Below are 11,531 nucleotides of genomic sequence, written 5' to 3' on the forward strand. Positions count from 1 at the left end.
TCGCTAGAGAGATTAGGGTTTTCTTCAGGTCGCGGCAAGCGCCGCAAGATCGTGATGCAAGAGGTTGATATGACGAATATTTCCCAGCTCGAATCGTGCGAGTGGCAGGTCGGCGGCATGGATTGTGCCGCCTGTGCGGGCAAGGTCCGCACCGCGGTGGAGCGGCTGCCGGGCGTCGATGCGGTGGAGATCGCGCTGATGAGCGAGCGGCTGCGGGCGCGGCTGACCCCCGGCGCGACCAGCCCGGCCGAGCTGGAGCGGGTGGTGACGCGGCTGGGTTACACGATCACCCGTATCGGCGCCGCGCCGCCGGTGCCGGTGCTGCGGCGGCCCGAAAGCGGGCATGACCATGGGCATGATCACGGGCACGCGCATGACGGGCACGGGCACGACCACGGCGGCGCCCCGGACTGCGGCTGTGGCGGTTGCGGCTGCGGTGCGGCAGCCCCCGCGCCGGAGGCTGCACCCGAGGCGGCCCCCGCTCTTGTGCTGCCCGCCGCGCCCTGGCTTCGCGGGCCGAAGGCGGCGCGGCTGGCCTGGTCGGCGGGCGGGTTGGCCCTCGCCTGGGGCGTCGCGCTTGCGCTGCCCGCGCTGGCGGCGCCTGCCTTCGCGCTCGCCTGTCTCGGCGCGCTTTTCCCGGTGGCGCGGCAGGCCTTCGCGCTGGCGCGGACGGGGCAGCCCTTCACCATCGAGATGCTGATGACCGTGGCTGCCATCGGCGCGCTGGCGATCGGCGCCGCGGCCGAAGCGGCGATGGTGGTGGTGCTGTTTGCCCTCGGCGAGTTGCTGGAATCGATTGCCGCCGCCCGCGCGCGCGACGGGCTGCGGGCGCTGGCCCGGCAGATGCCGGAAACCGCGCTGCTGGAGGTGGACGGACAACCGCGCGAGGTGGCGGCGGCGCGCTTGCAGCCGGGGCAGATCCTGCGGCTGCGTCCGGGCGACCGCGCGCCGGTCGATGCCGAGATCGTCGAGGGGGTCTCGGGCCTCGATGAAAGCGCGGTGACCGGGGAAAGCGTGCCGGTGACGCGCCGCCCGGGCGAGCGGGTTCTGGCGGGATCGATCAACACCGAGGCGCTGTTGCGGCTGCGCGTGACCCGCGCGGCGGCGGACAGCACGCTGGCGCGGATCGCGCGGATGGTGGCCGAGGCCGAGGCGGCCAAGGCCCCGGTCGAGCGGTTCATCGACCGCTTCAGCCGCTGGTACATGCCGCTGATCGTCGGTCTGGCGGCGCTGGTGGCGGTGCTGCCGCCGCTTTTGACCGGGGCCGATTGGGGCGTCTGGATTTATCGTGCGCTGGCGCTGTTGCTGATCGGCTGTCCCTGCGCGCTGGTGATTTCGGTGCCCGCGGCGATGGCGGCGGCGCTCTCGACCGGGGCGCGGCGCGGGCTTCTGGTCAAGGGCGGCGCGGTGATCGAGGCGCTGGCGCGGCTGCGGCTTGTGGCGCTGGACAAGACCGGCACGCTGACGCCGGGGCGCCCGCTGGTGACCGATCTTCTGCCCGCTGCCGGGGTCTCGGCCGCGGATCTGCTGGCCCATGCGGCGGCGGTCGAGGCGGGATCCTCGCATCCCCTGGCGCGGGCGATCCTGGCGCGCGCCGCCGCCGAGGGGGTCACGGCCCCCGCCGCCACCGCCGCCCGGGTGATCCCGGGGGTGGGGGCAGAGGCGCAGATCGCCGGGGCGCTTTGGCGCATTGCGGCGCCTGCCGCGGGCAGCCCGCAGGCGGCGGCGCTTCAGGCCGAGGCGAAGACCGTGGTCGAGCTGTCCCGCGACGGCGTTCCGCAGGGCCTTTTCGCCCTGCGCGACGAGCCCCGGCCCGAGGCGGGCGCGGCGCTGACCGCGTTGCGGGCGCTTGGGCTTGAAAGCGTGATGCTGACCGGCGATGCCGAGGCCCCGGCGCGGGCGTTGGCGGCACCCCTGGGGCTTGCGGTCAAGGCGGGGCTTTTGCCCGAGGACAAATGCGCCGAGGTGACGCGGCTTTCGGGGCAGGGGGGCGTGCTGATGCTGGGCGACGGCATCAACGACGCCCCGGCGCTGCGGGCGGCCGATGTCGGCGTGGCGATCGGGGCGGGGACCGATGTAGCGATCGAGACCGCCGATGCGGTGCTGATGCGCAACGACCTGACCGATCTGCCCGCGCTGATCCGGCTGTCGCGGCAGACCCTGGGCAACATCCGCCAGAATGTCGCGATCGCGCTGGGGCTGAAGGCGGTGTTTCTGGTCACCTCGGTTTTCGGGATCACCGGGCTCTGGATCGCGGTTCTGGCCGATACCGGGGCGACGGTGCTGGTGACGGCGAATGCGCTGCGTCTGCTGCGCTATGATCCGCGCCGCGCGGCGTGACGCAACGCCGCGCCGAAGCGCCTGAATTTTGTCGCATTTTCTGCGCAGCCTGCGGTTGCGCGCGGTGCAGAGGTGACGAGGGCTTATGGAAACGGTGGCGGTTCTGGTCGATGGCGACAATCTTTCGGCCAAATATGCCGGGCAGATCGCGCTTTGGTCGCGGGACTTGGGCACGGTGACGGTGCGGCGGGTCTATCTGGATGCGCAAAAGACATCGGACTGGCAGGGCGGTCCGCAGGGGTTCCGGCTGATGCATGCGGGCACGGGCAAGAATGCCTCGGACCTGCTTTTGGCGCTCGATGCGATGGAGCTGGCGCTGCGCGAGGGGGTGAACCGCTTCGTGATCGCCAGTTCGGACCGCGATTTCAGCCATCTGGCGCTGCGCCTGCGCGAATACGGGCGGCAGGTGACCGGGATCGGCGAGACGAAGACGCCGCAGATCTTTCGCGACGCCTGCGAGACCTTCCTGACGCTGTCGCCGCCCGCCGAGGCGAAAGACGTGCCGCAACCGCCCCCGAAGCCGGTGCAACCGACGGTGCAGAAAGCCGCCCCGCCGCCCGCGCCGAAACCCGTCGCCGTGCCGAAACAACCTGCGGCGCAGCCAGCTATCACTGCCCTTGATCACAAGATCCTTGACCTCTTCAGAGTGCAGCCCGAAGCCAAGGGAGGGCTGCGGATTGAAAAGCTGAATCAACTGATGAAGAAGCTTCACAACGTGAATATCGGCAACACGTCCGAAGGCACCTGGCGGGCCTATCTGAAAGCACGGCCAGACCTTTACCATCTTGACCCCCGCGGTCCGGAGGCGCGGGTGCGCGCCCTTCAAGGTTCCGCGCCCCAGCGGCTCAAGGTCGTCTGAGCCCGCTCAGCCGACCTTGAGCCCGTCAAGCCGGGTCAGCAGCGCCGCCACCTGCGCCGCGGGAACGGGCTTGCTGAACAGATAGCCCTGCACCTCGGTGCAGTCTTCGCGCGCCAGCGCGGCCAGCTGCGTCTCGGTTTCCACCCCCTCGGCGGTCGAGACCATGCCGAGGCTCTGGCACATCCCCGTCACCGCCCGCACGATCGCCGCGCTTTGCTGCGACGTGCCCAGACCCGCGGTGAAGGCGCGGTCGATCTTCACCTTGTCAAAGGGAAACCGCTGCAGGTTGCGCAACGAGGAATAGCCCGCGCCGAAATCATCCATCGCGATGCGCAGCCCGATCCCCTTGAGCCGCTCCAGCGTCGCCAGCGTCGCCGGGGTCTCCTTCATCATCACCGTCTCGGTGATTTCCAGCTCCAGCCGGTTCGCCGCCAGCCCGGTGCGCCGCAGCGCCGCCATGATCGCCTCGGCCAGACCGATATGCGCCAGCTGCACCGGCGACAGATTGACCGCCACCCGCAGGCTGCCCGGCCAGCGCGCCGCCGCCGCGCAGGCCTCGGTCAGTACCCATTCGCCGATCGGCACGATCAGCCCCATTTCCTCGGCCAGCGGAATGAAGGTCTCGGGCGAGACCCAGCCGCGCTCGGGGTGGTGCCAGCGCAGCAGCGCCTCGAGGCAGGAGACCCGCCGCGTCTTCATCTCGAGGATCGGCTGGAAGAACAGCTGGAAATCGCGCGCGGCCCAGGCCCGGCGCAGATCGCTTTCCAGCGCCCGGCGCTGCTGCATGCGGCTGTCGCTTTCGGGCGCGAAAAACCGCAGACAGCCCGAGCCGTCGGCCTTGGCCCGGCACAGCGCCACATCGGCGGCCTTGACCAGCGCCTTCGGGCCCAGCCCGTCCGAGGGCGCCATGGCGATCCCGAGGCTGGCGCCGATGCTGATGCGCCGCCCGTCCAGATCGAACTCCGCCTCGATCGCGGCCAGCAGCCGTTCCGCCAGCGCCCCCACGGTCTGCGGCGCCTCGGTCTCGGTCAGAAGCACGGCGAATTCGTCGCCGCCCAGCCGCGCCAGCGTGTCGGCCGCGCTGACCTCGGCGCGCAGCCGCGCCGCCACCGCGCACAAAAGCCTGTCCCCCGCCGCATGGCCCAGCGTCTCGTTCACCTCCTTGAAACGGTCGAGATCGATCAGCAGCACCGCGCAGCCCCGCGTCTGTCGCACCCGCCCCAGGGCCGCCTCGAGCCGGTCGAGAAACAGCGCCCGGTTCGGCAGGCCGGTCAGCCCGTCGTGATGCGCCAGATAGGCGATGCGCTCCACCGCCTCGAAGCGGTCGGTGACGTCAAAGGAAATGCCGCTGACCTTCAGCGCCCGCCCCTCGGCGTCGCGTTCGAACCGCCCGAAGGTCTCGATCCAGCGCGGCCCGCGCCCGTCCGGCAGCGCCACGCGATATTGCAACGCCAGATCGCGCACGCCCGATTCGAGCGCCCCCAGCACCAGCGCCCGCACCCCGGCGCGGTCCTCGGGATGCAGGCAGGCCAGCCACCCGGCCAGCGTGACCGGCCCCGCCGCGGGGTCAAGCCCGTGCTGCCGCAAGAAGCGTTCCGAACAGCTCGCGCGATCTTCAAGGCAGTGCCATTGCCACGATCCCGCCCGCGCCGCCTCCAGCGCGAAGCGCAGCTTTTCCTCGCTTTTGCGCAGCGCGTCGAAGATCTGCATGGGTTCGGTGATGTCGCGCAGGATCGTCGAGATGCCGATGATCGCGCCCGCGGGATCGCGGATCGGCGAGAGCGTGGTCGAGACGTCGATCAGACGGCCATCGCGGGTGCGCAGCCGGGTCTGGAAATGCTCGACCGTCTCGCCCGCGCGCAGCCGGGCGAACAGCCCGGCGCTGTAATCGGCCTCGGCGCCGCACAGATCCAGCACCGGCCGACCGATCATCTCGTCGGCGTGATAGCCCAGCATCACCGTTGCCGCCGGGTTCCAGGTGGTGACGATGCCGTCGAGCCGGTGCGTCAGGATCGCATCGTTCGAATATTCGATCACCGCCGCATGCAGCCGCTCCACCTGATCGGCGCGGCGGCTTTCGGCCAGGGCAACCCGTTGCGCCCGCAAGAAAAGATCCGCCAGAAGCACGATGAACCCGGCCGCCGCGACATAGATCAGCTGGGCGAGGGTGTGGCCCGGCCCGGCCTGCGGCACGAACAGGAAATGGATTTGCAGCGCGGTCAGCGCGACCACGCCCAGGCCGATCTCGACGCGCAGGAAGGCCGCGGCCAGCGTCACCGTGGGCAAGAGCGGCAGGTAGTTCAGCTCGGCGCCCAGCGCATGCAGCAGCTCGCGCAGCGCCGTTCCGGCCGCGATCAGCCCCAGCCCGGCCAGAACCTGCCGCCGCCGCGACGCCCGCGCGCGCCAGATCATCGTGCGCTGCCAGACCCCGTACAGCCCGTTGGGCCGCGCGGTCCGGAGGTCCGCGTCTTCGGGAATCCTGGGAGGGGGCGGGGCGGTCATGGTGTCTCCGACGCGCGACGCAGGGCGGGGCCGTCCCTTGGGGGGACGGTCCCGAAAGGATACAGGGATTTTGCAAAATGCAAAGTGGCTGTTCGTCCCGGTCGGCGCGGCCGCACCGCGGCTTACGGCGTTTTGCCGGGATCCTCCCACAGGATACGCCCGCCACAGACGGTCAGCGCGATGCCGAGACCCGGGATCGCTTCCGGCGCGCAAGCCTCGATGTCGCCGCCCAGCATCACCAGATCGGCCGCCATGCCGGGGGCAAGCCGGCCCGTCACATGGTCGCGATGCGCGGCCCGGGCGCCGCCCGCCGTATAGGCGCGCAGGGTCTCGATCAGGCTCAGGCGTTCGTCGCGGCAGCCCTCGAACGGCCTGCGCGTCACCCCGGCATGAATGCCGCGCAGCACGGACACATCCGTCACCGGCCAGTCGCTGGAATAGGCGATCTGCGCGCCGCCCGTCGTGGCGAGCGTCTTCCACAGATAGGCATCGGGCCAGCGGGCGCGGCCGATCCGGCTCAGCGTCGGTTCAAGCGGAAACTCCATCGCCCCGGGCGGATGCGGCGGCTGCAGGCTGGCGGTGATGTCCAGCGCGCCAAGCCGGGGAATGTCGGTGGGGTCGATCAGCTCGATATGTTCGATGCGGTGGCGGGCGTCGCGGGGGCCGTTCGCCGCCCGGGCCGCCGCGATGCCGTCGATCGTCACCCGCACCGCGCCGTCGCCGATCGCATGCACGGCGATCTGCAACCCGCGCCGGTCGATCTCGGTGGCGATGGCGTTGAAGGTTTCCGGCGCAAAGAGCGGTTCCGAGCGGTGCCCGGGCGCGTCGATGTACTCGTTCAGCATATAGGCGGTGCGGCTGTCGACGACGCCATCCATGAACATCTTCACGAAGCCCGAGCTGATCCAGTCGTTGTCGAAATCCCGCATCATGTCGGACGCCCGGTCAAGCGCGGTCAGATCCATGTGCGGCTTGAAATGGAAGGGCACCTTGACGCGCAGCAAAAGCCTGCCCTCGGCCTGCATTTCGGACAGCAATTCAAGGGTGTAGCGGTTGCCGTCCATGTTGACGACGCTGGTGACCCCGTGTTTCGCGCAATGCTGCATCCCGGCCAGCAGCATCGCCTTGTCGGCGGCACGCTCCTCGGCCGTGGGGGGCGTCGCGGGTTCCTCGCCGGTGGCGATGCCCAGATTGATCCGCGCCTCGCCGCCCAGCGCGATGATCGGGCCGAAAGCCTCGAATTCGCGCAGCTCGCCCGTCGCCAGACCGGCTTCGTCCAGCACCACCTCGTGCCCATGCGGCATGGCGGCGCCCTGCATCAGCCCGGTGGCTTCCAGCGCGGCGGAATTGGCCCAGACCGTGTGGTGGTCATGCGACATCATCGCGATCGGGCGATCGGCAATCATCGCATCCAGATCGTGGCGGCTGATCGGATGGTCCAGCATGCCGTAATCCGCGCCCTGCGCGATCAGGATCGGCCGGTCGGGATGGGTGTTTGCAAAGGCGCGGAAAGCCGCCGCGACCTCTTCGATCCCGTGCAGGTGATCGAGGTGAAGATGCGCCAGTTCCGCCCCGCCAAGGCCCAGATGGACATGGCCCTCGAAAAACCCGGGCAGGACGGTGCGGCCCGCGGCGTCGATGACGCGCGTTGCCGGACCGGCCAGCGCCTCGATCTCGGGCGTGGAGCCAAGGGCCAGGATCGTCTCGCCTGCAAGCGCGATGGCTTCGGCGGTGGGGCGCGCGTCATCCATCGTCAGGAGGCGGGCGTTCGTCAGGATCAGATCGGGGGTCGGCATGAAGGGCGCTTTCATGGGGAAGGGGCCACGCCCCGGGCGTCGGGGCGTGGTCGGACAGGCAAGGGCAGAGGCTTACTTCTGCAGCTCGGTCCAGATCGCGTTCTGATAGTCGAGCGCCTTGCCGGTGCAGATCGTCACGAACTGCCCCTTGTCGGCGAGTTCCGCGGGCGGCGTCAGCTCGGGCGCGGTCTTCATGTCCTCGGGCAGGAAGGCTTCCGAGCCCGCGATCCCGTTCGCATAGCGCGCAAAGGCCGACAGCATCGCGGCGTTTTCAGGCTCCATGATGAAGTTCATGAAAAGATAGGCATTCTCGACGTTCTTCGCGTCCTTCAGCAGCACGACATTGTCCATCCAGAGGCCGTAGCCCTCCTTCGGATAGCCGTAAGCCACGTCCTTGTTGCCCAGCCGCGCCCGCATCGCCGAGCCGTTCCAGTCGACGGTCGCGGCGTAATCATTGTTCGTCATCTTCTCGACGGTCGAATAATCCATCGACAGCCACTTCGGCTTCGCCGCCAAAAGCGTGTCGCGGACCTTCTTCATCACGGCGGGATCATCCGAACAGACGCTGCCGCCCGCATACATCGTGGCGATCGCCATCACGTCGCCCATTTCGGGAATGACGTTGATCTTGCCCTCCAGTTCCGGCGGCGGGTCCATGAAGATGGCCGAGGTGTTGATGTCGCCCGGGTAAACCTTGGTGTTGACCGACACCCCGGTCGAGCCCCATTGCCACGGGATCGACCATTCCCGCCCCTTGTCCCAGGCGACGTCCAGCCATTGCGGCGCGATGTTCTTGTGGTTCGGCAGGCGGCTCAGGTCGAGCTTCTCGATCAGCCCCTTTTCGGCATAGATGCCGACGAACCCGGCCGAGGGCACGACCAGGTCAAAGCCCGAGGCGCCCGCCTCGACCTTGGCCAAGGCCGTGTCGTTGCTGTCGAAATCGGTGATCGTGACCTTGACCTTGTAGGTGTCCTCGAACTTCTTGACCATCTCGGGGCTGGTGTAATTGCCCCAGTTATAGAGAAACAGCTCCCCTTCGGCGGCGGCAAGCGTCGCGCTGGACAGCAGGATGGCGGTGGCGCCAAGCAGTCTTTTCATTGGGTCTCTCCCGGTTGGTTCGTCGTTTCATCTCAGCTCTTGCGGCGGCTGAGCAGGAAAAATCCCGACAAAAGCACCAGCGTCAGCCCCAGCAGGGCGGCAGACAGCGCGTTGATGTCGGGGGTCATGGCGCGGCGCAGCTGGCCGAGCATGTAGGTGGGCAGGGTGTCCTGCCCGGGCGATTTGATGAATTCGGTGATCACGACATCATCAAGCGAGGTGACGAAGGCCAGCATCCCCCCGGCCAGAATGCCCGGCGCCAGCTGCGGCAGGGTGACGAAGCGGAAGCTTTGCCAGGGGCTCGCGTAAAGATCGGCGGCGGCGGTTTCCAGCGTCAGATCCATCCCTTCCAGCCGCGCGCGGATCGGCAGATAGGCGAAGGGGATGCAAAAGGCCGTATGCGCGACGACCAGATAGCCCAGCCCCGCATAGCCCGTCGCGGCCTTGATCGCGGCGACGACGATCAGCAGGGCGACGGCGGTGACGATCTCGGGCACCATCAGCGGCTGGTTGATCGCCGCATAGACCGCGGTGATGCCGAAAAACGCCGGGCGGCGGGTGGTGCCAAGGGCTGCGAGCGTCGCCAGCGCCGTCGACAGCACGGCCGCCAGCGTCGCGACGATCAGCGAATTCGCCGCCGCATTCATCACCGCGGCATTGCCCCAGGCCTTCAGATACCAGTCAAAGGTGAAGCCGTCCCAGGTCGCGATCGAGGGGGAGGCGTTGAAGGAATAGACCACCAGCGTCAGGATCGGCGCATAAAGCCCGGCAAAGACCAAAAGCGCGGTCGGGCCGACGCCCGGCAGATCGGCGACATGGAAGGGCTTGGGCTCAGCCATGGCGTTTCTCTCCGTTGATCGCGCGGACATAGACCAGCAGCGCCGCCATCACGATCACCAGAAGCACGATCGACAGCGCCGCGCCCAAAGGCCAGTTCCGGCCCTGCCCGAATTGCAGCTCGATGAAATTGCCCAGCATCATCAGCTTGCCGCCGCCCAGCAGCCGCGGCGTCACATAGGCGCCAAGGCAGGGCACGAAAACCAGGATCGAGCCCGCGACGATGCCGGGCCGCGCGATCGGCAGCACGACGCGGGTCAGCACCTGCCAGCGCGTCGCGTAAAGATCATAGGCGGCTTCAAGCAGCCGCAGATCGAAGCGTTCCAGCGCCGCGTAAAGCGGCAGCACCATCAGCGGCAGATAGACATAGACCATGCCGACAAGCAGCGCCCCCTCGGTATAGGTCATCTGCAAGGGCGTTGAAATCACGCCAAGATTCAGCAAGACGGTGTTCAAAAGCCCCTCGTTGCGGATGATCTGGTTGATCGCGAAAGTGCGGATCAGAAGGTTGGTCCAGAACGGCAGGGTGATCAGGAAGAGCCAGATCGCGCGCTGGTTGGCGGGCCTTGTGGCGATGAACCAGGCGGTCGGAAACCCGGCGAAAAAGGACAGGACGGTGGTGACAAGGGACAGGCTGACCGAGCGCCAGAAGATGCTCAGATGCGCCTCGGCCAGATGCAGGCTGTCGTCGAAGATGTCGCGCTCGACCACCACCTTTTGCCAGCCCTCAAGCGAGAAGCTCCAGACGACATTGCCGTAATCGCCCGGCGTCAGGAAGGAATAGATCAGCACCAGCACCAGCGGGCCGATGGCGGCGGCGGCCAGCACGATCAGCGCCGGGGTGACCAGCGCCCAGGCCGTGCGGGTGGTGCGGGCGCGCAGGGCGGTCTCGGCGGCGCTCATCTTACGTCCTCAGCATCTGCGCGGCGCCGGGCATCGGCAGCACGCCGACCCGGTCGCCGACGGAAAGACCGATATCGCCGCTGGCCGGGCTTTGCAGCCGCGCCGTCAGCGCCGTGCCGTCGGTCAGCGCCATGTGGCAATGCGTGTCGGTGCCGAAATAAACCAGATCGCGCACCGTGGCGGCCAGCGCGCCCACGGTCTCGGGCGCGACCAGCCGCAATTGCTCGGGCCGGATCGCCACGGTGACGGGGCCATGCAGCACGCCCTCGACCGCGATCAGATCGCCCGTCGACAGCCGCGCGCCGCCGGTTTCCCCCACCGCATCCAGAAAATTCGTCTCGCCGATGAAGGCGGCGACGAAGCGGTTGACCGGATGGGTGTAAATCTCCTTCGGCGTGCCGATCTGCTGCACCTTGCCCGCGCTCATCACCGCGATGCGGTCGGACATCGTCAGCGCCTCTTCCTGATCATGCGTGACGAAGATGAAGGTGATCCCGGTTTCATGCTGCAAGCGTTTGAGTTCGATCTGCATTTCCTTGCGCAGCTTGAGATCGAGCGCCGACAGCGGCTCATCGAGCAGCAGCACCTTGGGATGCGGGGCAAGCGCCCGCGCCAGCGCGACCCGCTGTTGCTGGCCGCCCGAAAGCTGGGTGATCTTGCGCCCGGCCATCGCCTCAAGCCGCACAAGGGCCAGCATCTTCGCCACCGTCTCGGCAATCTCGGCGCGCGGCTTGCCCTGCATCTTCAGCGCGAAACCGACGTTTTCCGCCACGCTCAGATGCGGAAACAGCGCATAGCTTTGAAACACCGTGTTGATCGGGCGCCGGTTCGGCGGCAGCACCGTCACATCCTCGCCATCCAGCAGGATCGTCCCGGCGCTGGGCATTTCAAACCCCGCAAACAGCCGCAACAAAGTGGTCTTGCCGCAGCCCGAGGGGCCCAGAAGCGTGAAGAATTCGCCGGGCTGAATGTCGATCGAGACGGTGTCGAGCGCGCGCACCGCAAAGTCGCCCGTGCCGAAAGCCTTCACCAGATTGCGCGCCGAGATGATGGGAGCAGCCACGCCGGATCCTTTCGGATTTGATCATATTGGGCCGAGTGTTGTGGCGATCCGTCGCGCTGGCAAGGGTTTCTTGCGGGCGCCGCGAAATCCTTGATCGACTGCACATAAATTCATCGCGCCTGGCCGGGGCAGG

The 11,531-nt window shown here is 68.1% G+C and carries 8 protein-coding genes; 2 read left to right on the forward strand and 6 right to left on the reverse strand.

The window, feature by feature from the left end; all coding sequences use genetic code 11:
* Positions 1-69: 69 nt before the first annotated feature.
* Both FBT96_RS14370 and FBT96_RS14375 read left to right on the forward strand, forming a co-directional pair.
* Positions 70-2,340: a heavy metal translocating P-type ATPase gene (locus FBT96_RS14370; protein WP_136907821.1), complete on the forward strand. Its 2,271-nt coding sequence runs from the start codon at positions 70-72 to the stop codon at positions 2,338-2,340.
* Between the two features lie 85 nt (positions 2,341-2,425).
* Complete coding sequence (locus FBT96_RS14375; RefSeq protein WP_136907823.1) at positions 2,426-3,199, forward strand: NYN domain-containing protein; 774 nt, start codon at positions 2,426-2,428, stop codon at positions 3,197-3,199.
* A 6-nt stretch (positions 3,200-3,205) separates the two neighbouring features.
* Here FBT96_RS14375 and FBT96_RS14380 read toward each other — a convergent pair whose 3' ends face one another.
* From FBT96_RS14380 to FBT96_RS14405, 6 genes are all read right to left on the reverse strand, one after another.
* On the reverse strand, positions 3,206-5,701 hold the full coding sequence (locus FBT96_RS14380; protein WP_136907825.1) for a putative bifunctional diguanylate cyclase/phosphodiesterase: 2,496 nt from the start codon (positions 5,699-5,701) through the stop codon (positions 3,206-3,208).
* Positions 5,702-5,823: 122 nt separating this feature from the next.
* On the reverse strand, positions 5,824-7,497 hold the full coding sequence (locus FBT96_RS14385; protein WP_249306510.1) for an amidohydrolase: 1,674 nt from the start codon (positions 7,495-7,497) through the stop codon (positions 5,824-5,826).
* A 72-nt stretch (positions 7,498-7,569) separates the two neighbouring features.
* On the reverse strand, positions 7,570-8,595 hold the full coding sequence (locus tag FBT96_RS14390; protein WP_136907829.1) for an extracellular solute-binding protein: 1,026 nt from the start codon (positions 8,593-8,595) through the stop codon (positions 7,570-7,572).
* Positions 8,596-8,627: 32 nt separating this feature from the next.
* Complete coding sequence (locus FBT96_RS14395) at positions 8,628-9,434, reverse strand: ABC transporter permease (protein WP_136907831.1); 807 nt, start codon at positions 9,432-9,434, stop codon at positions 8,628-8,630.
* Entirely contained in the window at positions 9,427-10,335 is a 909-nt protein-coding gene (locus FBT96_RS14400) for an ABC transporter permease (RefSeq protein ID WP_136907833.1), read from the reverse strand. Before FBT96_RS14400 ends, FBT96_RS14395 begins: the two co-directional genes overlap by 8 nt.
* Position 10,336: 1 nt before the next feature.
* On the reverse strand, positions 10,337-11,398 hold the full coding sequence (locus FBT96_RS14405; protein WP_136907835.1) for an ABC transporter ATP-binding protein: 1,062 nt from the start codon (positions 11,396-11,398) through the stop codon (positions 10,337-10,339).
* Between the last annotated feature and the right edge of the window lie 133 nt (positions 11,399-11,531).

This window comes from Rhodobacter capsulatus (assembly GCF_005144475.1).
Taxonomy (GTDB): Bacteria; Pseudomonadota; Alphaproteobacteria; order Rhodobacterales; family Rhodobacteraceae; genus Rhodobacter; species Rhodobacter capsulatus_C.

Excerpts from the sequence above, each read along its gene's own strand:
- FBT96_RS14375 (WP_136907823.1), top strand. The coding sequence starts at position 2,426 with ATGGAAACGGTGGCGGTTCTGGTCGATGGCGACAATCTTTCGGCCAAA.
- FBT96_RS14400 (WP_136907833.1), bottom strand. The coding sequence starts at position 10,335 with ATGAGCGCCGCCGAGACCGCCCTGCGCGCCCGCACCACCCGCACGGCC.
- FBT96_RS14380 (WP_136907825.1), bottom strand. The coding sequence starts at position 5,701 with ATGACCGCCCCGCCCCCTCCCAGGATTCCCGAAGACGCGGACCTCCGG.
- FBT96_RS14370 (WP_136907821.1), top strand. The coding sequence starts at position 70 with ATGACGAATATTTCCCAGCTCGAATCGTGCGAGTGGCAGGTCGGCGGC.
- FBT96_RS14395 (WP_136907831.1), bottom strand. The coding sequence starts at position 9,434 with ATGGCTGAGCCCAAGCCCTTCCATGTCGCCGATCTGCCGGGCGTCGGC.
- FBT96_RS14390 (WP_136907829.1), bottom strand. The coding sequence starts at position 8,595 with ATGAAAAGACTGCTTGGCGCCACCGCCATCCTGCTGTCCAGCGCGACG.
- FBT96_RS14385 (WP_249306510.1), bottom strand. The coding sequence starts at position 7,497 with ATGCCGACCCCCGATCTGATCCTGACGAACGCCCGCCTCCTGACGATG.